Source organism: Solimonas soli DSM 21787, from assembly GCF_000474945.1.
Classification (GTDB): domain Bacteria; phylum Pseudomonadota; class Gammaproteobacteria; order Nevskiales; family Nevskiaceae; genus Solimonas; species Solimonas soli.
This window is the reverse complement of the sequence record NZ_AXDW01000001.1, coordinates 365,223-390,936: the sequence shown is the minus strand read 5'-3', so window position 1 is coordinate 390,936 and position 25,714 is coordinate 365,223. Positions and strand designations below refer to the sequence as shown.

The window sequence follows — 25,714 nt, the reverse complement described above, 5'->3', positions numbered from 1 at the left end:
CGAGGCGGTCGATCGCCGTCCGCGGAGCATGCTTTCGCGCGCCTCAACGAAGAAGCCCCGCCGGAGCGGGGCTTCTTCTCTCAACCGCGCGCCTTACTCGGCGACGTGCAGCTCGACGCGGCGGTTGTTCTCGCGACCTTCCTCGGTCTCGTTGCTGTCGATCGGCCGCGTCTCGCCGTAGCCCACCGGCGTCATGCGCTTGGCGGCGACGCCGTGGTCGGTGAGGTACTTCTTGACCGCGATGGCGCGCCGCTCCGAGAGGCCGAGGTTGTACGAGTCCGAACCGATGTTGTCGGTGTGGCCTTCGACTTCGACGTTGACGTTCGGGTAGGCCTGCAGCGTCGTGGCGACGTGGTTGAGGATGTGCTGGGCTTCCGGCGTCAGGCGGTCGGAGTCGAACTCGAACTTCACGCCCTTGAGGATGAAGTTCTTGTCGACCGCGCAGCCGTTGGCGTCGACCTGCTCGCCCGGACGCGGCTTGCGGCAGTCGCCGACCAGCGCGCAGCCGTTCGGCAGCACCTTGGCGCCCGGCGGCGAGTGCGGGCACTCGTCGAGGTAGTCGGGGATGCCGTCGCCGTCGGAGTCGAGCGGGCAGCCGTCCTGGCCGACGGCGACGCCGGCCGGCGTGTTCGGGCAGCGATCGAGATCGTCCGGAATGCCGTCGCCGTCGGAGTCCGCGCTGTTGCAGCCGTCGGCGTTGACGTGCACGCCCTTCGGCGTGCCGGGGCACTTGTCGAGATAGTCCGGCACGCCGTCGCCGTCGGAATCGAGCGGGCAGCCGCTGGCATCGACCTGCACGCCGGCCGGTGTGTTCGGGCACTTGTCGAGGTAGTCCGGCACGCCGTCGCCGTCGGCGTCGATCGGACAGCCGTTCGAGTAGACGTGCACGCCGGCCGGCGTGCCCGGACACTTGTCGAGGCGGTCCGGCACGCCGTCGCCGTCGCTGTCCTTGGCGCCGTTGCCGAAGGCGTAGCGCAGGCCGAGGCCGACGTTGTGCGACTGGTACTCGGTGGTCAGCTTGCCGCCGTCGGCGGTGCCGAATTCGGGATCGCTGGCGTTGACGAAGCGATAGTCGAGCGACAGCGTCGTGCGCGGGCTGAGCAGGAAGCCGACGCCGGCGCCGAGCTGCCAGGCAAAGCCGTTGTCGCTGTCGTTGGCGCCGCTGCCGGAAATCTCGGTGCGCTGGTAGCCGACGCCGCCGCCGAGATACGGCACGACCCAGGTGCCGAAATCGATGTCGTACCAGGCGTTCGCCATCAGGCGCATGGCCTTGAGCTTGGCCGAATCCGGCGAGCTGGTGACGCTGTTGCCGGCGCTGTCGCGCAGGGTGATGGTGTCCCAGTCGGCCTGCGAGTAGGTGAAGTTCAGTTCGGGACGCAGGCCGCCGTCGAACATGTAGCCGAGCGTCGCGCCGCCGCCGAAACCGCCCTTGTAGCGGATCGTGGTGTCGAAGCTCGCCGCCGGCGTGCCGCCGGTGGGATCGGTCGGCGGTATATCCGGTCCGAGCAGGCCGAGCAGGCAGCCCTGCGGGCCGGTGCCACCGAGGTTGTCGATCAGCGTGCCGAGCCCGAGCAGGTCGCCGAGCAGACAGTTTCTGCCGCCGGGCGAACCGGGCGTGCCCGCGACCGCCGGCTGGTACGTCGTGCCGTGCGAGTCCTGCGTGTCCGTGTAGAGCCCGTCGACCTCGAAATACCAGCCCGGCGTGTAGGCCGACGCGGACGCCGCCGCGAACAGGCTGCCCGCTCCCAGGATCGCCGCGAGCAGAGGCTGCCGGCCACGATTGAAGTTTTTCATGAACTTCCCCCGATTAAACGTTGTCTTTTAAAACTATTTTATTCCGCTGCAGGCACGATAGTGGCTCCGCCTGTAGGCGGATTGCGGAACAAATAGTAGGAAAAAATGCCTAGAGGCCGAGTTGCCGGCCCGCGAGGTCTTTCAGGATTTCGAGGGATCCGCCGCCGATCGTGAGCACCTTGGTCTCGCGGTAGATCCGCTCGACCTTGTTGCCTTTCAGATAGCCGGCACCTCCGAAAATCTGCAGCGCGTCGTTGGCCACCTGCTCGAGCGTCGTCGTCGCCAGGTTTTTGAGCATGCAGATTTCCGCGATCGGACTCCTGCCGCACGAAACATGCCACGCCAGAAGGTCGAGCCAGGCCTTCACCGACTCGCATTTCATGCGCATGTCGACCAGTCTGTGGCGGATCACCTGATTGCGGATCAGCGGGCGGCCGAAAGTGGTGCGCTCGCGCGCATAGGCGAGCGCCTCGTCGTGGCACAGCTGCGCGAAGGCCCAGGCCTGCGCGGCGAGCATCAGGCGTTCCTGGTTGAAGTTCAGCATGATCGCCATGAAGCCCTGGTTCTCGGCGCCGATGCGGTGGCCGAGCGGCACGCGGCAGTCATCGAAGTACAGGGTCGCGGTGTCCGAGCAGTGCCAGCCCATCTTGCTGAGCGGCGTGCGCGACAGTCCCGGCGTGTCGCCCTCGATCACCAGCAGCGACACGCCGCCCATGCCGTCGCCGCCGGTACGCACCGCGGTGGTGATGAAGTCGGCGCGCATGCCGGAGGTGATGAAGGTCTTGCTGCCGCGCACGATGTAGTGATCGCCGTCGCGCACGGCGCGCGTCTGCAGGCTGGCGACGTCCGAGCCGCCGCCGGGTTCGGTGATCGCCAGCGCCGCGATTTTCTCGCCGGCCAGTACCGGCGCCATGAAGCGCCGCTTCTGCTCGTCGCTGCCGGCATGCGCGATCGGCGGCGTGGCGATGCCATGCGACAGCAGACTGGCGATCACGCCGCCGCTGCCGGCGCGCGCCAGCTCTTCGGTGAGCACGATCATGTAGAACGGATCGGCCGTTTCGATGCCGCCGTAGGCCGCCGGAAAGCCGATCTGCAGCAGGCCGGCCTGCGCCGCCTTGCGATGCAGCGCGCGCGGCAGTTCGCCGGCGGCCTCCCAGGTGTCGACGTGCGGCGCGATCTCGCGCTCGACGAAGCGCCGCGCCTCGCGGCGGAACGCGTCGTGCGCGTCATTGTAGAAAGGCGACTGCATGCTCACGGGGCGTCTCGCGGCGGTGGCGTTCGACGCGGTGCGCGCCTGGCCGCACACCACGCGCGTCGACTATAGGTGAGCCGCGAAGGTAATGGCGCTTACGTTCGCGCGATGCAGGCGCGCGAAAGAGTTCAGCCGTCGGCGCCGACGGCGAGCCAGTGCGTGCCGTCGGCCAGTTCGATGCGCCGCGCCGCGAGCCCGAACACCTGTCGCATCAGCGCGGCGTCGAGCACGTCGCGCGGCGCGCCGACGGCGACCGCGCGACCGGCGTCGAGCACCAGCACATCATCGGCGTAGGCGAGCACGAGATTGGGATCGTGCAGCACGGCGATCACCCCGACGCCGCATCGGCTCCACTCGCGGGCGAGCCGCAGGCAGGCGTGCTGAAAGGCGAGGTCGAGGTGCGCGGTCGGCTCGTCGAGCAACAGCCAGCGCGCGCCGTCGGCCTCGTCGCGGATCTGCGCCAGCACGCGCGCCAGCTGCACACGCGCGCGCTCGCCGCCCGAGAGCTGCGGATAGAGCCGCCCGGCCAGTTGCGCGGCGCCGCAGGACGCGAGCGCCTCGGCGACGATCGCGCGTTCGACCTCGGCCTTGTGCCGGCGCGTGTGCAGGCGGCCGAGCGCGACGACCTCGGCGGCGGTGAAGGGAAACGACAGGCTGTGCTGCTGCGGCAGCAGGGCGCGGCGTCGCGCCAGCGCGGCCGGTGCCCACTCGCGCAGGTCGCGGCCGTCGAGCGCGACGCTGCCGCGCGACGGCCGCCATTCGCCGGCGAGCAGACGCAGCAGCGTCGACTTGCCGGCGCCGTTCGGGCCGACGATGGCGTGCAGCCGTCCCGGCGCGAAATCCACGCTTGTCGCCGCCAGCAATTCGCGGCCGCGCGCGGCGTAGGACGCCTCCAGCGTGCGCAGGCTCATGCCAGCTCCGGACTGCGTCGCCAGCGCAGCAGCAGGCCGAGGAAGAACGGCGCGCCGAGCAGGGCGCAGACGATGCCGACCGGCACCTCGGCCGGTTGCAGCGCCAGCCGCGCGACATTGTCGGCCGCGCCGAGCAGCGCGGCACCGCCGAGGAAGGACAAGGGCAGCAGCGCGCGGTGATCCGGTCCGACGAGCAGGCGCAGCATGTGCGGCACCATCAGGCCGATGAAGCCGATGACGCCGGCGAGGGCGACCGACAGCGCCGTGCAGACCACGGCGAGCGCGATGCAGCCGCGCTTGAGGCGCGCGACGTCGACGCCGATGTGCGCCGCTTCCGCCTCGCCGAGCAGCAGCGCGTTGAGCGAAGCCGCCTGCCGCCAGAGCAGCAGGCTGGCCACGACCATCAGCGGCATCGCGACGGCCAGTTCCGTCCAGCCGGCGCGGCCGAGCGAGCCGAACAGCCACAGCGTGATCGCGCGCAGCGTCGGATCGCTGGCGCCGTAGGCGATCAACCCGAGCAGTCCGGCGGCGAAGGCATTGACCGCGAGGCCGGCGAGCAGCAGCGTGATCGGCTGGGTGTCGCCGTCGAGGCGGGCGATGCGCAGGACCAGAACCGCGGCGCCCAGTCCGCCGAGCAGTGCGCCGAGCGCAATCAGCAACTGCGGAGGCAGGGTCAGGGACGGCACCAGATGCAGGCCGGCGAGGCAGGCGGCGGCGCTGACGGCGGCGCCGCCCGATACGCCGATGAAGCTGGGATCGGCGAGCGGGTTGCGCAGCACGGCCTGGAAGGTGCAGCCGGCGACGGCGAGCGCGCCGCCGATCGTCAAGGCCGCGAGCGCGCGCGGCAGACGCAGATCGAACAGCACGGTGTGCTGCGCGGCGCCGAGTCGATTGGCGGCGCCGGTCAGGGCGGCGGCGACCTGCGCCGCATCGATCGCCAGCGGCCCCGTCAGCAGCGCCCAGGCCAGACTCGCCAGCACGGCGGCGCCGAGGGTGCCGCCGACGAGGGCGAGGGAAGTGGGGCGATTCATGCGCCGGCATTGTGCCAGCCGGCGCGCGCGAATCGCAGCGAGGCGCTACTTGTTGAGGATCAGGCGGTCGTTGCGCGTGCGCAGCAGGCGATATTCCTGGCCGCGATGTTCGATGACGAGTTCGCGCGACCCGCGCAGCAGTTCGTCACTGCGTATGCGCGGCGCGAGACCGTCGCGGCTGCTGGTGATCGGCGGGGTCGGCGGGGTGGCGCGGAAGTCATCCATGAACTGCTCTCCAGTTGGCAAGTTAAATAATAATAATTCGCATTCAATAGTCAAGCGATCACCAGCCTTCGTGCTTTTCCGGCGCGCGCCGCGTCAGTTTTGCGGCCGCGGTCGCCGCGCAGCCGCGATGCGGCGCCACGGCGGCAGACCGACGGCGACGGTCGGCTGATATACTCGGCCGCTTCGCGAGAGTGGCGGAATTGGTAGACGCACTGGATTTAGGTTCCAGCGCCGTAAAGGCGTGCGAGTTCGAGTCTCGCCTTTCGCACCAAGGCCGCCTTCCCGAAAGGCAATAACTTAAAACCCTCAGAGTGTTAGAAATGGAAGTTCATGTCGATTCGCCGGGCGGACTGCGCCGGCAGATGCGTGTCCGCGTGCCGGCCGAGCAGGTCGCGAAGGCGGTCGATGCCCGCCTGACCCGCCTGGCGCAGCGCGCCAAGCTGCCGGGTTTCCGTCCGGGCAAGGCGCCGCGCAAGGTCGTCGAGCAGCAGTTCGGCGAGTCGGCGCGCATGGAGGCGATTTCGGATCTGGTGCAGCAGACCTATCCGCAGGCCCTGACGCAGGCGGGCGTGACGCCGGCCGGCCAGCCGCAGATCGACATCACGGCCGAGAAGGCCGGCGAGGCCTTCGAGTACGTCGCCAATTTCGAGGTGTACCCCGAGATCCAGCTCGGCGCGCTCGATCGTCTGCAGATCGAGAAGCCGGTCGTCGAGGTCACGGAAGCCGACATCGACCGCCTGATCGGCAACCTGCGCAAGGCGCGCCGCGAATTCAACGCGGTCGAGCGCGCGGCGCAGAACGGCGACGCGATCAAGATCGACTTCCTCGGCAAGGTCGACGGCGAGGCGTTCGCCGGCGGCGAAGGCAAGGACGTGCAGTTCGAGCTCGGCGAAGGCCGCTTCCTGCCGGATCTCGAGAACGGCATCGTCGGCCACAAGGCCGGCGAAACGTTCACCGTCGACGTCAGGTTCCCGGCCGACTACCGCGCCGAGAATCTGCGTGACAAGACGGCGCAGTTCGAAGTGACGCTGAAGGAGGTGCGCGAACCGAAACTGCCGGAGATCGACGCCGAGTTCCTCAAGGCGCATCAGGTCGATGAAGGTGCGGGCGAAGCCGGCCTGCGCGCCAAGTGCAGGACCGCGCTCGAGAAGGAGCGCGACAAGGCCATCCAGAACCGCCTCAAGAGCCAGGCCCTGGAGCAGCTGCTGAAGGCCAATCCGATCGAGCTGCCGCAGGCGCTCGTCGCGCAGGAGATTCCGCGCCTGCGCCAGGAAGCCGCCGGCCGCATGAACATGACGAACGTCGATGCGGCCAAGCTCGGCGAGATGCTGCCGGACGCGCTGTTCGAGCAGCCGGCGCGCCAGCGGGTGGCCCTGGGCCTGCTGATCGGCGAGGTCATCAAGGCCAAGGACGTCAAGCTCGATGCGGCGCGCGTCGAGACGGTCCTCGACGGCATCGCCGCCGATTACGAGCAGCCGGAGCAGGTCAAGGCCTACTACCGTTCGCGGCCGGAGCTGCTGCAGGGCCTGCGTGCGATGGTGCTCGAGGATCAGGTGGTCGATGCGCTGGTCGCCGGCGTCACACCGAGCGAGACGCCGATGTCGCTGGAGCAATTGCTCAATCCGCAGGCGGCGAGCGCGTAAGGCGCAGTGGTGCTAAAAAGGGCGGCAACCGCGCCAGCTTGAACGGCGCGGTTCCGCCTCCATGCTGGACAGGGAACCGAAGCCGTTCCCGCCCCTCCAAGAACAAGACCAGAGCCTGCTACATGACCGCCAGTTCTCAGACCGATCTCCTGACCCGCGCCCAGCACCTCGTGCCGATGGTGATCGAGCAGACGGCGCGTGGCGAACGTGCGTTCGACATCTATTCGCGCCTGCTGAAGGAACGCATCATTTTCATCGTCGGTCCGGTCGAGGACCACATGGCGAACCTCGTCGTCGCGCAGCTGCTGTTCCTCGAATCCGAGAACCCGGACAAGGACATTCATCTGTACATCAACTCGCCGGGTGGCGTGATCACCGCGGGCCTGTCGATCTACGACACCATGAAGTTCATCAAGCCGGACGTGTCGACGATGTGCATCGGCCAGGCGGCCAGCATGGGCGCGTTCCTGCTGTCGGCCGGCGCCAAGGGCAAGCGCTTCGCGCTGCCGAATGCGCGGGTGATGATTCACCAGCCGTCGGGCGGTGCGCAGGGCCAGGCCAGCGATATCGAGATTCAGGCGCGCGAAATCCTGTACCTGCGCGAAAAGCTCAACAGGCTGATGGCCGACCACACCGGCCAGCCGCTCGACAAGATCGAGCGCGACGTCGAACGCGACTACTTCCTGAATGCCGAGCAGGCCAAGGAGTACGGGCTGATCGACCACATCGTGGCCCAACGGGGCGGTTCCGCCGCCTGAACGGCAGCGTCACGGCGTCCATTCATACAAGTTTTGCAGAAAAATGACCCTGTGCTATACAGGAGTCGCCGGGCATCAAAGCCCGGATGAGGATGTGAGATGACCAACGAAACGCGGAGCGGCGGTGCCCACAGCGGTCGGGTCCTGTACTGCTCCTTCTGCGGCAAGAGCGAGCACGAAGTGCGCAAGCTCATCGCCGGCCCCTCGGTTTACATCTGCGATGAGTGCGTTGACCTGTGCAACGACATCATCCGCGAGGAGGTGCATGCCAAGCCGCAGACCAAGGGCCTGCCGAAACCGCACGAAATCCGTGCCGTGCTCGACGAGTACGTGATCGGCCAGGACACCGCCAAGAAGATTCTGTCGGTCGCCGTCTACAACCACTACAAGCGCCTGTCGCTGAAGGGTACGGACGGCGTCGAGATCGCCAAGTCGAACATCCTGCTGATCGGTCCGACCGGTTCGGGCAAGACGCTGCTGGCCGAGACGCTGGCGCGCCTGCTCGACGTGCCGTTCGCGATCGCCGACGCGACGACGCTGACCGAAGCCGGCTACGTCGGCGAGGACGTCGAGAACATCATCGCCCGCCTCCTGCAGAAGTGCGACTACGACGTCGAGAAAGCGCAGCGCGGCATCGTCTACATCGACGAGATCGACAAGATCTCGCGCAAGAGCGAAAACCCGAGCATCACGCGCGACGTGTCGGGCGAGGGTGTGCAGCAGGCGCTGCTCAAGCTCGTCGAAGGGACCATCGCCAGCGTGCCGCCGCAGGGCGGCCGCAAGCATCCGCAGCAGGAGTTCCTGCAGGTCAACACGGCCGGCATCCTGTTCATCTGCGGCGGCGCCTTCGCCGGCCTCGACAAGGTGATCCAGCAGCGTTCGGAGCGCACCGGCATCGGTTTCTCGGCCGAGGTGAAGTCGGAGAAGGACAGCAAGCACGTCAACCAGTTGATGGCCAAGGTCGAGCCGGATGACCTGATCCGCTTCGGCATGATTCCGGAGTTCATCGGCCGTCTGCCGGTCTGCGCCGTGCTCGAGGAGCTCGACGAAGCCGCGCTGATGTCGATCCTCAAGGAGCCGAAGAACGCGCTGGTCAAGCAGTACGCCAAGCTGTTCAACATGGAAGGCGTGCAGCTGGAGATTCGCGAGGATGCGCTGCGCGCGATCTCGCGCAAGGCCAAGGAGCGCAAGACCGGCGCGCGCGGCCTGCGCACCATCATGGAGAACATGCTGCTCGACGTGATGTACGACCTGCCCTCGATGCAGAACGTCAGCAAGGTCGTCGTCGACGAGGCGGTGGTGCGCGGCGAGGCCAAGCCGTTCATCGTCTACGAGAACAACGACGCCAAGCGTGAAAGCTCCGCGGCCTGACCGGTTCGGTTCCGTGGCGAGAGAGCCCCGCATCGCGGGGCTCTTTGCTTTGCGCGCGATTTCAGCGCCGCTTCTGTTGCTGGCTGCGGCGCAGGCATCCGCCTGGCAATGCGCGGCGGCGCGCGTCGTGCGCATCCATGACGGCGACACGCTGAGCGTGCGATGCGGCGACGGCGCGCCGGTGAAGCTGCGGCTCGCCGACATCGATGCGCCCGAATTGCATCAGGCCGATGGCGCGGCGGCGCGGGCGGCGCTCGCGCAGGCGGTCGAGGGCAGGCCTCTGCGGGTCGAATCGCGCGCCGTCGATCGTTACGAGCGCATCGTCGCCCGCGTCGACGTCGATGGCCGCGACCTAGGCCTGGCGCTCGTCGCCGAAGGCCACGCCTGGTGCGGCCTGCGGCCGACGGCGGCCTGCCGCGCGGCCTTGCGCGAGGCGCGGCAGGCCGGGCGTGGCTTGTGGGCCGATGCACAGCCGCAAGCGCCGTGGCAATGGCGACGCGAGCATCCGCGTACCGACTGACGCTCAGCCCTGCGCCATGGCGCGCTCGACGTAGGGCACGAAGGCCTCGAGCGCCGGACTCGGCCAGGTCTTCTTCAGCTGCACGCGGTACAGCGGTCGCTCGATGCGCAGGCCGCGTACCGGAACCACGCGCAGCGTGCGCGCCTTGAGTTCCGTGCGGACGGCGAGCGCCGACAGGATCGCGATGCCGGCGCCGGTCGCCACCGTGTGCTTGATGGCCTCGGTGCTCGCCAGCGTCATCGCCGGGCGCACGGTGATGCCCTTGGCGCCCAGCGCCCGCTCGGTGACGGCACGCGTGCCGGAGCCGGTCTCGTGCAGCAGCAGCGGCAGTTCGGCGAGATCGGCGAGTGACAGCGGCGCGCGCCGGGCGGCCGGATGCCGGGGCGAGGCGATGACCACCAGCTCGTCCTGCGCGAACACGCGGTAATCGAGCAGGTCGCTGCGCACGATGCCTTCTGCGAAGCCGATGTCGATCTCGCCGGCGATCAGCTGGTCTTCGATCGCCTGCGTGTTTTCCACCTGCAGCGACAGCTCGACGGCGGGGTAATCCTGCCGGTACGCGGCCAGCACCTGCGGCAGCACGTAGGCGCCGATGGTGCGACTCGCGCCGATCGCGATGCGCCCGCGCGCGACCTGATGCAGATCGCGCAGCGCCTGTTCGGCCTCGGCCTCGATCGCGAACAGGCGGTTGGCGTAGCCGAGCAGGACGCGCCCGGCCTCGGTCAGGCGCATGCCGCGCGGCAGGCGCTGAAAGAGGTGCACGCCGAGGGCGCGCTCGAACTCGGCGAGCTGCCGCGATACGGCCGACTGACTGATGTGCAGCAGTTCGGCGCCGCCGCTGACGCTGTTGCGGTTCGCCACCGCCTGGAAGATCGCCAGATGATTCAGATTCATGTGCGGCGAGTGCTTATAGCCATTCTTAAAAGAGAACGTTCTATTGAGAATATTATATTTTTAATATGTCTGGCGCCCGACTAAGATGTCGGTTTCGTCGCGCACGCGGCGTAATCCCGAGCCTCCGACAACACCGAACCGGAACGACGATGACCCTCCAGAAAGCGACCAACGTCCATTGGCACGAAGGCGAGGTGACGCGCGCCGATCGCAACAAGCTGCTCGGCCAGAAGGGTGCGACGATCTGGTTCACCGGCCTGTCCGGTTCCGGCAAGAGCACGGTGGCTGTGGCGCTGGAGAAGGCGCTCCACGCGCAAGGCCGTCTCGCGTATCGGCTCGATGGCGACAACATCCGCCTCGGCATCAACAAGAATCTCGGCTTCTCGGCCGAGGACCGCGCCGAGAACATCCGCCGCATCGGTGAAGTCGCCAAGCTGTTCGTCGACACCGGCGTGATCGTGCTGTCGAGTTTCGTGTCGCCGTATCGCGCCGACCGCGACGTGGTGCGCAAGCTGCATGCCGACGGCGGCATGGATTTCATTGAAGTCTATGTCGATGTGCCGCTCGAGGAGGCCGAGAAGCGCGACCCGAAGGGCCTCTACAAGAAGGCGCGCGCCGGCGAGATCAAGAATTTCACCGGCATCAGCGATCCCTACGAAGCGCCGCAGTCGCCGGAGCTGGTGCTGCCCAGCCACAAGATGAGCGTCGAGGAAGAAGTCGAGGTGCTGCTCAAGCTGCTGAAGACGCGCGGCATCATTGCCTGATCGGGCGACGGATCCCACACGCAAAGAATCCATTCAGAGAACGACCATGACGATCAAGCCCCACGGTTCCGACACGCTGCAGCCGCGTTTCGTCTACGACAGCGCCCGCAACGAAGCGCTGCGCAAGGAAGCCGAAAGCCTGCCGAGCCTGCTGCTGAACTCGGCGGCCGCCGCCAACGCGGTGATGCTCGGTGCCGGTTACTTCAACCCGCTGAGCGGCTACATGAACCTCACCGACGCGCTGAGCGTCGCCAGGGATCTGAAGACGACGGCGGGCCTGTTCTGGCCGGTGCCGATCGTCAACATCACGAAAGAGGCCGGCATCAAGGCCGGCCAGCGCATCGCACTGCGCGACCCGAACGTCGAAGGCCATCCGGTGCTGGCGGTGATGGACGTGCAGGGCGTCGAAGCGGTCAGCGACGAACAGCTGCGCACGATGGCCAAGGAGATCTTCGGCAACCTCGACGACAAGCATCCGGGCGTCAAGACCTTCCTCGGCCTCGGCAACACGCTGCTGTCGGGCCCGATCGACGTGCTGAACTTCAGCTATTTCCAGAGCGAGTTCCCGGACACCTTCCGCACCGCCGTCGAAATCCGCAACGAGATCGCCGAGCGTGGCTGGAAGAAGGTCGTCGCGTTCCAGACGCGCAATCCGATGCACCGCGCGCACGAAGAACTGTGCCGCATGGCGCACGAGCGCCTCGGCACCGACGGCATCGTCATCCACATGCTGCTCGGCAAGCTCAAGGAAGGCGACATTCCGGCGCCGGTGCGCGACGCGTGCATCCGCACCATGGTCGACCACTACTTCCCGAAGAACACGGTAATGATCACCGGCTACGGCTTCGACATGCTCTACGCCGGTCCGCGCGAGGCCGTGCTGCACGCGGTGTTCCGCCAGAACATGGGCGCCGATTACCTGATCGTCGGCCGCGACCATGCCGGCGTCGGCGATTACTATGGCCCGTTCGACGCGCAGACCATCTTCGACGAGAAGGTGCCGAAGGGCGCGCTGCAGATCGAGATCTTCCGCGCCGACAACACCGCGTTCAGCAAGAAGCTCGGCCGCGTGGTGATGATGCGCGAAGCGCCGGATCACGTGCCGGAAGATTTCGTCGCGCTGTCGGGCACCAAGGTGCGCCAGATGCTCGGCGCCGGCATCGCGCCGCCGCCGGAATTCTCGCGTCCGGAAGTGGCCAAGGTGCTGATGGAGTACTACCAGATCGAAGACGCCAAGAAGGCCTGAGCGTAGAGGTCTGCCGGGCCGGGTTTGCCGAGCAAATCCGGCCCGTTTTGTCTGCGGTGAAGAGAAAACAGCCGAGCGACGACCGGCGCAGCGAGGACACAATGACTTATATCGACGTATTCAATGGCGACGCCGACGGCATCTGTGCGCTGACCCAGCTGCATCTCGCCGAACCGCGCGAGGCGCGCCTCGTCACCGGCGTCAAGCGGGATATCGAGCTGCTCGAGCAGGTCGAGGCGCAGGCCGGTGACCGGGTGACGGTGCTCGACGTGTCGCTCGACAAGAACCGCGACGGCGTCGTGCGCCTGCTCGCGGCCGGGGCCGAGGTGTTCTACGTCGATCATCACTTCGCCGGCGAGATTCCGTCCGCTGACGGGCTGAAGACGATCATCAACGAGGCGCCGGACGTCTGCACGAGCCTGCTCGTCAACGGCCATCTGAAGAATCGCTTTCTCGCGTGGGCGGTGGTCGGCGCGTTCGGCGACAACCTGAAGAAGAGCGCCGAGACGATCGCCAAGGGGCTGGACATCGGCGAGGCGCAGCTGCGCCGGCTCGAGGAGCTCGGCACTTATCTGAACTACAACGGCTACGGCGAATCGGTCGGCGATCTGCATTTCGCCCCGGACCAGCTGTTCCGTCTGGTCAGCCGGCACGCGTCGCCGTTCGACTTCATCGAAGGCGAAGGGCGCGAGCATTTCGCGAAGCTGGCCGACGGCTATCAGGCCGACATGGGCAAGGCCGCGGCGATGCAGCCGGTCGCCGGCTCGACCGAACATGCCGCACTGTTCATCCTGCCCGACGCGCCCTGGGCGCGCCGCGTCAGCGGCGTCTACAGCAATGATCTCGTCAACCAGTTTCCCGACCGCGCGCATGCCGTGCTGACGGAGAAAGCCGGCGGCCATTACCTGATCAGCGTGCGCGCGCCGCTGAACCGCAAGAAGGGCGCCGACGAGCTGTGCCGTCGCTTCCCGACCGGCGGCGGTCGCGCCGCCGCCGCCGGCATCAACGATCTGCCGGCCTCGCAGCTCGGCGAATTCACCCGGCAGTTCACGGCACAGTACGCGGTCTGAACGGCGCCGCAGCGGCCTGCCGAGCCGCGCCCCGGGGGTGTTTCCTCTTGCGCCCGGCAAAAAAATCACGGCGAAAGGATGACACTCCGCGCTCGAAGCGATAACCTTTCGCCTAACTGAACCCGCGGCGCAGCACATTGGCCGCGGGTTCTTCGTGTCAGGGCCATAGAGCCGATCAGGAGGGTGTCGTGAGTCAGTCGTTCCCCAGAAAGCCAATCCGCAAGCTGCTCGTCGCCAATCGCGGCGAGATTTCGATTCGCGTCATGCGCGCGGCGGCGGAGATGGGGATTCGCACCGTGGCGATCTACGCGCACGAGGACCGCTTCGCGCTGCATCGCTTCAAGGCGGACGAGAGCTATCTGGTCGGCAAGGGCCAGAAGCCGATCGCGGCGTACCTGGACATCACCGACATCGTGCGCATCGCGCGCGAAGCGGACGTCGACGCGATCCATCCGGGCTACGGGTTTCTGTCCGAGAACCCGCAGTTCGCGGAAGCCTGCGCGGCCGCCGGCATCACCTTCATCGGCCCCTCGCCGATCGTGCTGCGGACGCTCGGCGACAAGGTCGCGGCGCGCCAGGCGGCGATCACCGCCGGCGTGCCGGTGCTGCCCGCATCGAAGGCGCTGCCGCATGATTTGGAAGCATGCAAGAAGCTGGTCGCCGAAGTCGGCTACCCGGTGATGATGAAGGCCAGCTGGGGCGGCGGCGGACGCGGCATGCGCGTGATCGAGAGCGAAGCCGAGCTGCCGCTGCAGATGGAAACGGCGCGCCGCGAGGCCAAGGCCGCATTCGGCAACGACGAGGTCTACGTCGAGAAGCTGGTGCGGCGCGCTCGGCACGTCGAAGTGCAGGTGCTCGGCGACACGCACGGCAACCTGATCCATCTGTTCGAGCGCGACTGCTCGGTGCAGCGCCGCAACCAGAAAGTCGTCGAGCGCGCGCCGGCGCCGTATCTGTCCGATGCGCAGCGCAGCGAACTGTGCGAAGCCGCGCTGCGTCTGTGCCGCCAGGTCAGCTACTCGCATGCCGGCACCGTCGAGTTCCTGATGGACGCCGACACCGGCGCGTTCTACTTCATCGAAGTCAATCCGCGCATCCAGGTCGAGCACACGGTGACCGAGGAAGTGACGGGCGTCGACATCGTCAAGAGCCAGATCCGGGTCTCGGAAGGCGCGAAGATCGGCGATCCGGCGCACGACCACGTGCCGGCGCTGCCGACGCAGGCGCAGGTCCAGCTCAGCGGACATGCCCTGCAGTGCCGCGTGACGACGGAAGATCCGGAGAACGGCTTCACGCCCGACTATGGCCGCCTGCTCGCATATCGCAGCCCGGCCGGCCTGGGCATTCGTCTCGATGGCGGCACCGCCTACGGCGGCGCCGTCGTCACGCCGTATTACGACTCGCTGCTGGTGAAAGTCACGGCCTGGGCGCCGACCACGGGCGACGCCATCGCGCGCATGGATCGCGCGCTGCGCGAGTTCCGCATCCGCGGCCTGTCGACCAATCTCGCCTTCCTCGAGAACGTCATCAATCACCCGCTGTTCAAGTCGGGGGAATGCACGACGCGTTTCATCGACACCACGCCGGAGCTGTTCGTCTTCACGCCGAAGCGCGATCGCGCCACCAAGCTGCTGCGCTTCCTCGGCGAGGTCATCGTCAACGGCAACCCGGAGATGAAAGGCCGCGAGCCGCCGAAGCTGCCGCTGCCGGAGCCGCGCCTGCCGAAGCTCAGCCTCGCCGCGCCGGCGCCGGGCGGCACGCGCGACATCCTGCTCGAGCGCGGCCCGGCCGGTTTCGCGCAATGGCTGAAGGACCAGCAGCGGGTGCTGCTGACCGACACGACGATGCGTGACGCGCACCAGTCGCTGTTCGCGACGCGCATGCGCACCGCCGACATGCTCGCCATCGCGCCGTATTACGCGCGCCTGGCCCCGAACCTGTTCTCGCTGGAATGCTGGGGCGGCGCGACCTTCGACGTCGCCATGCGCTTCCTTAAGGAAGATCCCTGGGAGCGACTCGCGCAGCTGCGCCGCGCGATCCCGAACCTGCCGTTGCAGATGCTGCTGCGCTCTGCGAACGCGGTCGGCTACACCAACTACGCCGACAACGTGGTGACGTTTTTCGTGCGGCAGGCGGCGCGGAACGGCATCGACATCTTTCGCGTCTTCGATTCGCTGAACGCCGTAGACAACATGCGCGTGGCGATGGACGCGGTGATCGAGTCGGGCGCGGTCTGCGAAGGCACCATCTGCTACACCGGCGATCTGTTCGACGCCTCGCGGCCGAAGTACAGCCTCAAGTACTACGTCGACATGGCCAGGCAGCTGGAAAAGGCCGGCGCGCACATTCTCGGCATCAAGGACATGGCCGGCGTCTGCAAGCCGCGCGCGGCGCGCGAGCTGGTGCGCACGCTGAAGCAGGAGATCGGCCTGCCGATCCACTTCCACACGCACGACACCAGCGGCATCGCCGCGGCCAGCGTGCTGGCGGCGGTCGAGGCCGGCTGCGACGCCGTCGACGGTGCGCTCGATGCGATGTCGGGCCTCACCTCGCAGCCCAACCTCGGCGCGATCGCCGCGGGCCTGTCGGGCAGCGAGCGCGATCCGCGCGTCGATCTCGACGCGCTGCAGCAGCTGTCGGACTACTGGGAGGACGTGCGCCGCTACTACGCGCCGTTCGAGGCCGACATCCGCTCCGGCACCGCCGACGTTTACCGCCACGAAATGCCGGGCGGCCAGTACACCAATCTGCGCGAGCAGGCGCGCGCGCTCGGCCTCGAATCGCGCTGGGGCGAAGTGTCGAAGGCCTATGCCGACGTCAACCGCCTGTTCGGCGACATCGTCAAGGTCACGCCGACCTCGAAGGTGGTCGGCGACATGGCGCTGTTCATGGTCGGCAACGGCCTGACGGCGGACGACGTCGAGCATCCGGACCGGCCGATCGACTTTCCCGAGTCCGTCGTGCAGCTGTTCCGCGGCGAGCTCGGCCTGCCGCCCGACGGCTGGCCGAAGGCGCTGCAGGCAAAGATCCTCAAGGGCAAGCCGGCACTCACCGAGCGGCCGGGCAAGAGCCTGCCGGCGGTCGATCTCGAGGCGGCGCGCGCCGAGGCCGAGAAAGCCCTGGGCGAGCCGCTGTCCGATACCGATCTGGCTTCCTACCTGATGTACCCCAAGGTCTTTCGCGACTACGCCGAGCATCTCAAGCAATACGGCGACGTCTCGAAGCTGCCGACCACCGCCTTCTTCTACGGCCTGCGCGAACAGCAGGACGAGATCAGCGTCGACATCGACCGGGGCAAGGCCCTGGTCATCCGGCTGCAGGGCCGGGCCGAGGCCGAGGACAGCGAGAAGCTGTTCTACGAGCTCAATGGCCAGCCGCGCGCCGTGCGCGTGCCGAAAGCGGGTGCGAAGTCATCGCAGCAGGAGCGCCCGAAGGCGGCCGAGGGCGACGCCAACCAGATCGGCGCGCCGATGCCCGGCATGGTGTCGCGCGTCGCGGTGAAGGTCGGCGACACGGTGAGCAAGGGCGATCCGCTGGTCTCGATCGAGGCGATGAAGATGGAAACCGTCATTGCCGCGCCGCGCGATGCGCGCGTCAGGCGGGTACTGGCGATCGCCGGACAGCCGGTCGGTGCGCGCGACCTGCTGATCGAACTCGAAGCGTGAGGCCGCGCCGGCGCGTCGCGTCGCGCGGCGCTTGGCGCTACAGTGGCGCCGCCGCCGTGCCGGCGGTCTGCGTTGCCGGGGGACTGCGCTCATGAGATCGATCCTGTTGTGTCTGGCCTTGTCGCTGCCGGCGCTGCCCGCCTGGGCGGCGAAGGACTGCGAGTCGCTGAAGTCCGAGATCGACGCCAAGATCCGGTCGCACGGCGTGCAGGCCTACAGGCTCGAGGTCGTCGACACCGCGGCGACGGTCGACGGCAGGACAGTCGGCAGCTGCGACGGCGGCACGAAGAAGATCGTCTACCGTCGCGGCTGAAGGGCGCCGGACACGTCACCGCGATCGCGAATGTCGGCGTGGGCTGATGCGCGCGCAGCCGTGTCCGGCGGCGCGCGCCGCGTCCCGCGGATGGCCGCTGTCCTCGCCCGGCCGCGGCGAGACCGCGGCGCCCGTCCGGCGTCGCGCCTGAGCCCGTCGCACGCTCGCATGCGTTTCCACTGCATGGGTCCGGTCCGCCGTTCGCCGTGCGGCGCGTTCGCGTGTCCGTCATGACCGCGCCCGATCCGGTGATCGATGGCGGCGAGCGCTTCGGGCGCGAGGCCTGGCGGCGGGTCATTCGCCAGCTGCGCCTGTTCGCGGCGACGGCGGAAGGCATGAAAGCCCTGGCGATGCTTGGCCTGCTGGTCGCCGCGCTGATTTCGTTCAACGCGCTCAACGTCCTCAACAGCTACGTTGGCCGTGATTTCATGTCGGCGATCGAGCGTCGCGACGCCGCGCGCTTCGTTCGCCAAGCCTGGCTGTACGTCGCGGTGTTCGCCGGCTCGACCGTCGTCGCCGTGACCTGGCGCTACGTGGAGGAACGGCTCGGCCTGCTCTGGCGTACCTGGCAGACGCGGCAGCTGCTGGATCTTTACCTCGCGAAGCGGCGCTATTACCGCATCGAGGAAGACGGCGGGCTGCAGAATCCGGACCAGCGCATCGCCGAGGACGTGCGCACCTTTACGACCACCTCGCTGTCCTTTCTGCTGCTGCTGCTCAATGCGTCGTTCACCATCATCGCCTTCTCGGGCGTGCTGTGGTCGATCGCGCCGCGGCTGTTCGTGGTCGCGGTCGCCTACGCGGGCGTCGGCTCGCTGATCGCCATCTTTCTCGGCAAGCGGCTGATCGGCCTCAACAGCGCGCAGCTCGACAAGGAAGCCAACTTCCGCACCGATCTGATCCTGATCCGTGATCACGCCGCGACGCTCGCGCTGATGCACGGCGAAGTGCACATGCACCGGCGCCTGCTGCAGCGCTTCACGCAGATCGCCGACAACACGCGGCGCATGATCGCGATCAACCGCAATCTCAATGGTTTCACCAACGGCTACAACTATCTCGTGCAGATCATCCCGGCGCTGATCGTCGCGCCGATGTTCATGCGCGGCGAAGTGCAGTTCGGTGTGGTGACGCAGTCGGCGATGGCGTTCTCCACCTTGATGGCCGCGTTCTCGCTGGCGATCACGCAGTTCCAGTCGATTTCCTCGTACGCGGCGGTGGCCGGACGTCTCGGCAGGCTGTTCGCGGCGCTCGAGCAGGCCGGCGTGCCGCACGCGCGGCTCGACATTCGCGAGAGCGAAGGCCGGCTCGCCTTCGAGAATCTGACGCTGCGCCGGCCGGACGGCCGCGTGCTGCTCGCGCAGCTGACGCTGGCCGTCGACGCCGGCGCGCGCGTGCTCATCACGGGAACGTACGGCCATGCCAAGGTCGCCTTGTTCAAGGCCACGGCCGGCCTGCTCGCCGAGGGAGAAGGCGAGGGCGTCATCGTGCGGCCGTCGGACGAGGCGATGCTGTTCGTGCCGGACATGCCGTTCGTGGCGCGCGGCAGCATTCGCGATCTCCTGCGCCGCGACGACGGGCGCGCGGCGGGCGACGATGCCGAGATCTGGAGCGTGCTGCGCGAGCTGCGCCTTGACGCGTCGATCGAGCAGGCCGGCGGCCTCGACGTCGAGCGCGACTGGAACGAGCGGCTCGCCGTCCGCGAGCGCGCGGCACTGGCCGTCGTGCGCGTGCTGCTGGAGCGGCCGCAGTTCGTGTTCTTCGATCGCCTCAGCCTCGCCCTGCATCGCGACGAAGCGGCGACGATTCTGCAGGCGGTCGCGGCGCGCGGGATCGGCTATCTCGTGCTTGGCAAGGCGGAGGACGCGCCGGGCGGCAGCTTCGACGCGGTGCTCGACATCGCCGCCGACGGCCGCTGGAGCTGGCAGCCGCCGGGCGGCTAGAGGTCCTGGATCGCCGCGTCCGGCCACGGCCCGAGATCGAGCGTGACGCGGTGCGTCGCGCCGTCCGCGCACAGCGGGATGCGGGCGACGCCGTGATCGACCGGCAGCGCGGCATCGTCGAGCGTGGCGGCGACCACCGCCGCCGAGCACCGCCGCGTGTTGCGGACCTCGATCTCGTAGCGGGTCGTGCCGCCGGGGACACGGTAGTCGATGCGATAGCCGGGCCAGTCGTCCGGCACGCAGGGCCCGATGCGCAGCGTGCGGCCGTCTTCGAGCGCGAGGCCGAGCACCGCTTCGAGCGCGACGCGGAACGCCCAGCCGGCCGCGCCGGTGTACCAGGTCCAGCCGCCGCGGCCGGCGTGCGGCGCGGCGCCGTAGATGTCGGCGGCGATCACGTAGGGCTCGACCTGATAGCGCGCCACGGCGGCGGCGTCGCGCGTGTGGTGCATGGGGCTCAGCATCGCCAGCAGCGGCGCGGCGCGATCGCGCCGGCCGAGCGCCGCGAAGGCGGCGACCATCCAGCAGGCGGCGTGCGTGTACTGGCCGCCGTTCTCGCGCACGCCGGCCACATAGCCCTTGATGTAGCCGGGATCTTCGGCGGCGTCGACGAAGGGCGGCGTCAGCAGGCGGATCAAGCCGTGCGCGGCGTCGACCAGCTGTGCTTCCACCGCATCCATCGCCTGCGCGGCGCGCGCCGGCGGCGCGATGCCCGACAGCACGGCCCAGGCCTGCACAAGGCCGTCGATGCGGCATTCCGACGCGTCACGCGTGCCGAGCGGCGTGCCGTCGTCGTAGTAGGCGCGGCGATACCAGCCGCCGTCCCAGCCGCTGTCGTTCAGGGCTGCGGCGAGACGTTCGCGGTACGCCGCCCCGCGTTCGGCGCGCGCCGCGTCGCCGCGCGCGCGGGCCAGCGGAACGAAGGCGGCGAGAATGTCGCAGAGGAAGAAGCCGAGCCAGACGCTCTCGCCGCGGCCCTCGCGGCCGACGCGATTCATGCCGTCGTTCCAGTCGCCGCTGCCCATCAGCGGCAGGCCGTGCGCGCCGGCGGTCAGCGCGCGCTCGATGGCGCGCGCGCAGTGCTCGTAGACGCTGGCGGTTTCGCCGCCGGCAGTGAACGCCGCGTAGCGTTCGTCCTCACAGGCGTCGAGCGGCGGCGCGGCGAGGAAGGGCACCGGCTCGTCGAGCAGCGCGGCGTCGCCCGTTTCGCGCACGTAGCGCAGGGCGACGAAGGGCAGCCACAGCAGATCGTCGGCGAAGCGCGTGCGCACGCCGCGCGGCGGGTCCTCCTCGTGCCACCAGTGCAGCACGTCGCCCTCGACGAACTGGCGCGAGGCATGCAGCAGGATCTGCGCGCGCGTCCGCTGCGGCCACAGCAGGCTGAGGTTGCCGGCGTCCTGCAGCTGATCGCGAAAACCATAGGCGCCGCTCGACTGATACAGCGCGCTGCGGCCGTGAAGGCGACAGGACAGGGCCTGATAGGGCAGCCAGCCGTTGATCATCGCGTCGAGTTCCGGCGCGGGCGTGCGCACGCGAATGCCGTCGAGCGCGTCGCGCCAGGCGTCGCGCGCGGCGGCAAAGGCCGCCTCGACCGCGCCGGGCTGCCGGCAGAGCGCGACGAGCTGGCGCAGCTCATCGGCGTCGCGCGCGCTGCCGAGCGCGATGCAGCAGTCGAGCCGGGCGCCGGCCGGCAGGTGCAGCGCGACCTGCCGCGCGAAGCAGGGATCGGACCCGTCGCCCGGCGCGGCCTCGAGTTGCGCCTCGCGCAGGGCGCGCGGCGCGTGCGGGCTGCCGCCGATGCCGAGGAAATGCGCGCGATCGGTGCTGACGCTGCGTGTCTCGCCGTCGCCGAGCACCAGCGTGAAAGCGATCGGCCCGCGTTCGCGCGCGGCGCACAGCACGTCCTCGTGCCGCCAGCTGCGAACGCCGGCCGGGTCCGGCAGCGTGCCGAGCACGAGCCGCTGATAGGCGTACAGCGACAGCCGCCGCGGCCGCGTGCCGGTGTTGCGCAGGCACAGGCGCACGAACTTCAGCGGCAGCTCGCGATCGACGAAGACGGTGGTCTCGTGACGCAGGCCCTCGGCCTGCAGTTCGAAGCGCGTGTAGCCGAAGCCGTGGCGGACGTCGTAGGGCGCGGCGGCCGGCAGCGGGCCGGGCAGCGGCGTCCACGCGTGGCCGTCGTCCTCGTCGCGCAGGTACAGGGCCTCGTCGTGCGGATCGCAGACCGGGTCGTTCGCCCACGGCGTCAGGCGCCACGCCTGGCTGTTGCCGGCCCAGGTGCAGGCCGCGCCGGTTTCGCTGACGATGGTGCCGAAGCGCGGATTGGCGATGACGTTGACCCAGGGCATCGGCGGCAGGCGCAGGCCGTCGCGCCGCGCTTCGAGCCTGAGCAGATATTCGCGGCCGTCCTCGCTGAATCGCGCGCGCGGCGCGCCGGCGTCGTCATGCGCGGCGACCGCCGAAGGCTCGGCGACGGCGTCGGGCGCGTGCTTCTGCAGCAGGGTGCGCGCGACGTCGTCGTCGGCGGCGGCCCCGAGCAGGAAGTCGAGCACGCGCGTTTCGCCGGGCGCGAGTTCGACGTGGGTGCGCAGGCAGAAGGCGGCGTCGAGCACGTTGCCGGTCGTGCCGCGCAGATCGAAGGCGGGTCGCGCGACGCTGCGGCCGCGGCCAACGCAGCGGACGCGATCGGTTTCCCACTGCCGGATCGGCGCGCCGCGCAGGGTATGGAACAGCGTCGGCCAGCATTCGTCCTTCGCGCGCGGCCGGCGACGGGCGAGCAGCGCCGCCGGCGCCGCCTGCCAGGCGGTCTGCACGAACAGCTTGAGAAAGGCGGGATGCGCGAGATCGGCCTGCGGCGGCGCCAGTGCGATTTCGAGATAGCTCGTCACTTCGATGCGGCGGCGGCGCGAAGACGCGTTGCGCAGCGTCAGGCGGCGACGTTCGACGCCGTCGTCGATCAGCTCGACATCGAGCCGGGTCGCAATGTCCGCGTCGCGGCGCTCGATGCGCAGCCGCTGCGCATCGGCGGCGAAGGCGTAATGCGCGGGCTGCGCCGCGACCGGCTGCAGGCCGGCCGACCACAGCCGGTCGTCGTCGGTGTCGCGCAGGTAGAGAAAGAAGCCGTGCGCGTCCTCGACCGCGTCGCCGGGCCAGCGATTGAGCGCCAGCGCGTTCCACAGCGAGACGCCGCCGCCGGCTTCGCCGAGCCGCACGCGTGAGTGGCCGCGCAGCAGATCGTGGATCGCCGCGGGCGCCCGGCGCTTCACGTCAGGTCCTTCGGCGCCAGATGCAGACGCAGCCGCGCCGGCGCGGCGGCGATGCGCAGCGATTGCGCGTCGACATGCAGGACGGTGCCGGCCTCGGCGTCGACGGCGAGGATGCGCCGGCCGTCCAGCGGCGGCCGCAGCAGCAGGGCGCAGTGCACGCCGTCGGCGATCTCGAAATGCAGGGTGCGCTGGTCGACGCGGCGCAGCGTGTAGTGCAGGCGGCCGGCCATGGTCGGTGCGCCGCGCACCTGCACGCCATCGCCTTCGAGCCATTCCGGCGCCAGTCCGGCGCCGAGCACGAGCGCGTCTTCGGCCTCGCTTTCATAGACGAACAAGGCGCGCACGGCGAGTACGTATTCGGCGGCGATCCAGGTATGCGGCAGATCGCCGAGATGGGCCGGCGCGGCGGGCTCGCGCCAGACGATTTCCGGCCACTGGTGCCAGGCCGGCGGCTGACGCTGGTCGAGGAAATAGCGCAGCAACTCGAGCGCGTCCTCGCGACGTCCGAGGCGCAGCAGCGCGCCGATGATGCGGATTTCGTAGGGCGTGTAGTTGGTCCACGCCGCCGTGCCGGCGCGCCGCGCGCGCCAGTTTTCGAGGTAGCGATCGAAAGTGCGATCGACCGGCCCGCGGTCGAGGCCGGGCGGCAGCTCGAGCCGCGAGATGCCGTCGGCGGTCGCGGTCGGATCGAGATCGTGCTGTTCGACGCTGCCCGGAACATAGTCGATGCGATGCGTGGCGCGCGTCGTGCGGATCGATGCCAGCAGCGCCGCCGCCAGGCGGTCGTGCAGCGCCTGCCAGTGCAGCGCCGCCGGTGCCAGCCCATGCTGCCGCGCCAGCGCCGCACCGTCGCGCAGCGCGCGCAGCGCCCAGAAATCGTCCCAGTAGGCGTGCACCGGATTGCCGAGATAGCCCTCGTGGCTGGCCGAGCGCGGCAGCAGGCCGCTGTCGTCGAGCAGGTTCTCGATGCAGGCGAGGGCGCGTTCGAGATGCGGCCAGTGCCGCGCCAGCGCCGCCGCGTCGCCGCTGAAGCGGAAATGATCGGCGATCAAGGCGACCAGCTCGCCGTGGCTGTCGTGCTCGACCAGCCAGTCCGGGCCGTGGCGATCGACGCAGCAGGGCACGAAGCCGTCTTCGCGCTGGTACGGCGCATACCAGTCGATGAACTCGCGCACCGGCGCGCTGCAGCCCATGCGCAGCAGCGCCGCGCCCATCGCCGCGCCATCGCGGATCCAGGCCCGCGTATAGCGGCGCGGCCCGGGCTGCAGCGCCGCGCCGCTGCGCGTGACGAGAATGTGGCTGGCGGCGGTGCGCATCGTGCCCAGCACGTCGCGGCCCCAGCCGGGCGCCGACCAGTGCACGCTATCGAACGGCGTCGCCCAGTCGAACGCCGGCCGCGTCGTCGCCGCATCGACGGCCTGCGGCGACGGGCAGAGCAGGGTGATGCACGACGTCGCGCCGCGCGGCGAGAGATCGAAGCGCAGTGCGCCCGTGGCGAAGCCGGCGGGATCGTCGACGCTGCGGCGCGGCGGCAACTCGCCGCCGGCGAGCTGCCCGGCCAGCGGCCCCTCGGCGAAGCCCTGTGCGCCGAAGCCGGAAGGCGACCGCAACGGCCGCACGCTGCTTAGTCCGTCGATCTCGACCGCGCCATCGCGCCAGCGCAGTGCGTGAATCGGCCGCACGCCGCCGATGCCGTCGTACTGCTGCCACGGCGGCATGAGCTGAAAGGGCCGCAGCAGGACGAACAGCCGCGCCTCGGGCGCCGCCGGGTCATCGTGCTCGTAGCGGTAGGTCACGCGCGGGCTGCCCTGATCGTCGACGTCGAGCGCGATGTGCAGGCGCCAGTTTTCAAGCGTCCACGTCACCGACGGTTGCGGCTTCCAGCCATCGCGAAGGGCCGGCCGCGTCTGCACCTCGGCCCAGGTGTGGAGACGATCGCCGAGCCACAGCATCGGTTCCAGCGACCAGGCGCCGCGGTGCGGCTCGACGATGCCGTCGATCGACAGCAGGGCGCAGTCGCGGCCATGCGCCGTGCCGGACGGTGTCCACGGCGCCTGCTCGCGATGCAGCCAGCGCGGATGCCAGCCGCGCGGTTCGTGGCGTGCGAGCTGTTGCCAGAACGCTTCGGGCGATCGCGAGAACTCGAAGGACTGCAGCGCCAGCTGCGCGCCGGACGAAGGCCCGTGCAGCTCGATGCGCAGCCAGCGTGCGCGCAGCGCGCGCAGAGCCACGTAGCTGCGCCGCCCGCCGGCGCGCCGGGTTTCATACACGGTCCGGTAGCGTGTGCCGCTGTTGGAGGCGCGCACGCGAAAGCCGCGCGCGGGCGCCGTGTCCTGCCATTCGAGGATCAGGCCGCCGATGTCGCGAGGCGCGTGCGCATCGAGCGCAAGCCATGGTGCCGGATCGTCGCCCTGCGGATGCCAGCCGAAGGTGTCGCGGCGTGCGGCGTCGGCGCTGGCCCGACCGCTCGAACTGGTCGGCCGTGGCGCGGCCCGCGCCGTCTCGTCGATCAGCTCGATGTCGGCGATGCTCAAGCTGCCGCGGCCGCCTTCGCCGGCGACCACCGCGAATTCGAGCGAGCCGATTTCCTCGAGCGGCGCGCCGCTGTCGGGGCCCCAGGCGAAAGGCAGCGCGCGGCTGGGAATTTCGATGCGCCGCCAGTGCGCCGGCAGCTGCAGATCGTGCAGCACATGCCGCCACACGTTGTGCCCGCCGCGATCGGCGAACTTGATCTCGAGATCGTTCAGGCGCCCTTCGCCGCGCAGATGCAGGCGCAGGGTGTAGGCCTCCGGCATGCGGCGACACCAGTCGCGATGCGCGATCACATAGCCGCTGCCGTCGCGGAAATCGAAGTCCAGGCGCAGGGCGGGGCGTCGCGCCCGCCGCGTCGCCGACAGCGTCAGGCGGCCGGTGCCCGGCGTGATGCTGCGCCAGGTCGAGACGTCGAGCAGGTCGGAGGGCTGGCGGGGCGGCATCGTGAAGGCAGATTACTGCGCACTTCGCGGCGGCGCATGGACCGCCGTCAAGGTCGTCGCGGCGCTGCGGCCCGGC

18 protein-coding genes and 1 tRNA gene are annotated in these 25,714 nt (G+C 69.2%); 11 read left to right on the top strand and 8 right to left on the bottom strand.

Annotated features, from left to right (window positions below):
* Nucleotides 1-93: 93 nt before the first annotated feature.
* The 5 genes from K344_RS24760 to hemP all read right to left on the bottom strand — a co-directional run bounded on the left by K344_RS24760 (nucleotide 94) and on the right by hemP (nucleotide 5,213).
* Nucleotides 94-1,794, bottom strand: a complete 1,701-nt coding sequence (locus K344_RS24760) for an OmpA family protein (protein WP_084196820.1) — start codon at nucleotides 1,792-1,794, stop codon at nucleotides 94-96.
* Between the two features lie 109 nt (nucleotides 1,795-1,903).
* Nucleotides 1,904-3,043, bottom strand: coding sequence for an acyl-CoA dehydrogenase family protein (locus K344_RS0101850; protein WP_028079245.1), 1,140 nt, complete (start codon nucleotides 3,041-3,043; stop codon nucleotides 1,904-1,906).
* 131 nt (nucleotides 3,044-3,174) lie between these two features.
* On the bottom strand, nucleotides 3,175-3,957 hold the full coding sequence (locus K344_RS0101845; protein WP_043113469.1) for a heme ABC transporter ATP-binding protein: 783 nt from the start codon (nucleotides 3,955-3,957) through the stop codon (nucleotides 3,175-3,177).
* On the bottom strand, nucleotides 3,954-4,988 hold the full coding sequence (locus K344_RS0101840; protein WP_028079243.1) for a FecCD family ABC transporter permease: 1,035 nt from the start codon (nucleotides 4,986-4,988) through the stop codon (nucleotides 3,954-3,956). The genes K344_RS0101845 and K344_RS0101840 overlap by 4 nt, the downstream gene beginning before the upstream one ends.
* Nucleotides 4,989-5,033: 45 nt before the next feature.
* On the bottom strand, nucleotides 5,034-5,213 hold the full coding sequence (gene hemP / locus K344_RS0101835; protein ID WP_051361770.1) for a hemin uptake protein HemP: 180 nt from the start codon (nucleotides 5,211-5,213) through the stop codon (nucleotides 5,034-5,036).
* Between the two features lie 185 nt (nucleotides 5,214-5,398).
* Between hemP and K344_RS0101825 the strand changes: the two genes are divergently transcribed.
* The 5 genes from K344_RS0101825 to K344_RS0101805 all read left to right on the top strand — a co-directional run bounded on the left by K344_RS0101825 (nucleotide 5,399) and on the right by K344_RS0101805 (nucleotide 9,505).
* Nucleotides 5,399-5,484 (top strand) — tRNA-Leu (locus K344_RS0101825).
* 49 nt (nucleotides 5,485-5,533) lie between these two features.
* A complete protein-coding gene (gene tig / locus K344_RS0101820) occupies nucleotides 5,534-6,856 on the top strand; it encodes a trigger factor (protein ID WP_028079241.1) in 1,323 nt (440 codons plus the stop codon).
* A 122-nt stretch (nucleotides 6,857-6,978) separates the two neighbouring features.
* Nucleotides 6,979-7,614 carry an ATP-dependent Clp endopeptidase proteolytic subunit ClpP gene (gene clpP / locus K344_RS0101815; protein WP_043113466.1) on the top strand — a complete coding sequence of 212 codons (636 nt, stop codon included), beginning with the start codon at nucleotides 6,979-6,981 and terminating at the stop codon, nucleotides 7,612-7,614.
* Between the two features lie 99 nt (nucleotides 7,615-7,713).
* The gene (clpX, locus tag K344_RS0101810; protein ID WP_028079239.1) at nucleotides 7,714-8,985 is read left to right on the top strand and encodes an ATP-dependent Clp protease ATP-binding subunit ClpX; all 1,272 of its coding nucleotides are present in this window, start codon (nucleotides 7,714-7,716) and stop codon (nucleotides 8,983-8,985) included.
* Nucleotides 8,966-9,505, top strand: coding sequence for a thermonuclease family protein (locus K344_RS0101805; protein WP_084196818.1), 540 nt, complete (start codon nucleotides 8,966-8,968; stop codon nucleotides 9,503-9,505). The genes clpX and K344_RS0101805 overlap by 20 nt, the downstream gene beginning before the upstream one ends.
* A gap of 3 nt (nucleotides 9,506-9,508) precedes the next feature.
* Here K344_RS0101805 and K344_RS0101800 read toward each other — a convergent pair whose 3' ends face one another.
* Complete coding sequence (locus K344_RS0101800) at nucleotides 9,509-10,399, bottom strand: LysR family transcriptional regulator (protein WP_028079237.1); 891 nt, start codon at nucleotides 10,397-10,399, stop codon at nucleotides 9,509-9,511.
* A gap of 149 nt (nucleotides 10,400-10,548) precedes the next feature.
* Here K344_RS0101800 and cysC point away from each other — a divergent pair, with 149 nt between their 5' ends.
* The 6 genes from cysC (at nucleotide 10,549) to K344_RS0101770 (ending at nucleotide 19,400) form a co-directional block, all read left to right on the top strand.
* The gene (gene cysC / locus K344_RS0101795; RefSeq protein WP_028079236.1) at nucleotides 10,549-11,163 is read left to right on the top strand and encodes an adenylyl-sulfate kinase; all 615 of its coding nucleotides are present in this window, start codon (nucleotides 10,549-10,551) and stop codon (nucleotides 11,161-11,163) included.
* Nucleotides 11,164-11,209: 46 nt separating this feature from the next.
* Nucleotides 11,210-12,409: a sulfate adenylyltransferase gene (gene sat / locus K344_RS0101790; RefSeq protein ID WP_028079235.1), complete on the top strand. Its 1,200-nt coding sequence runs from the start codon at nucleotides 11,210-11,212 to the stop codon at nucleotides 12,407-12,409.
* Between the two features lie 101 nt (nucleotides 12,410-12,510).
* Nucleotides 12,511-13,479 carry a hypothetical protein gene (locus tag K344_RS0101785; RefSeq protein ID WP_028079234.1) on the top strand — a complete coding sequence of 323 codons (969 nt, stop codon included), beginning with the start codon at nucleotides 12,511-12,513 and terminating at the stop codon, nucleotides 13,477-13,479.
* A 263-nt stretch (nucleotides 13,480-13,742) separates the two neighbouring features.
* Complete coding sequence (locus K344_RS0101780) at nucleotides 13,743-17,144, top strand: pyruvate carboxylase (protein WP_051361806.1); 3,402 nt, start codon at nucleotides 13,743-13,745, stop codon at nucleotides 17,142-17,144.
* 91 nt (nucleotides 17,145-17,235) lie between these two features.
* Nucleotides 17,236-17,457, top strand: a complete 222-nt coding sequence (locus tag K344_RS0101775) for a DUF1161 domain-containing protein (protein WP_028079232.1) — start codon at nucleotides 17,236-17,238, stop codon at nucleotides 17,455-17,457.
* Between the two features lie 230 nt (nucleotides 17,458-17,687).
* Complete coding sequence (locus K344_RS0101770) at nucleotides 17,688-19,400, top strand: ABC transporter ATP-binding protein/permease (protein WP_051361768.1); 1,713 nt, start codon at nucleotides 17,688-17,690, stop codon at nucleotides 19,398-19,400.
* Here K344_RS0101770 and K344_RS0101765 read toward each other — a convergent pair.
* The gene (locus tag K344_RS0101765; protein WP_028079230.1) at nucleotides 19,397-22,663 is read right to left on the bottom strand and encodes a GH36-type glycosyl hydrolase domain-containing protein; all 3,267 of its coding nucleotides are present in this window, start codon (nucleotides 22,661-22,663) and stop codon (nucleotides 19,397-19,399) included. The genes K344_RS0101770 and K344_RS0101765 overlap by 4 nt on opposite strands.
* Nucleotides 22,660-25,638 carry a discoidin domain-containing protein gene (locus tag K344_RS24535; protein WP_051361767.1) on the bottom strand — a complete coding sequence of 993 codons (2,979 nt, stop codon included), beginning with the start codon at nucleotides 25,636-25,638 and terminating at the stop codon, nucleotides 22,660-22,662. The genes K344_RS0101765 and K344_RS24535 overlap by 4 nt, the downstream gene beginning before the upstream one ends.
* Between the last annotated feature and the right edge of the window lie 76 nt (nucleotides 25,639-25,714).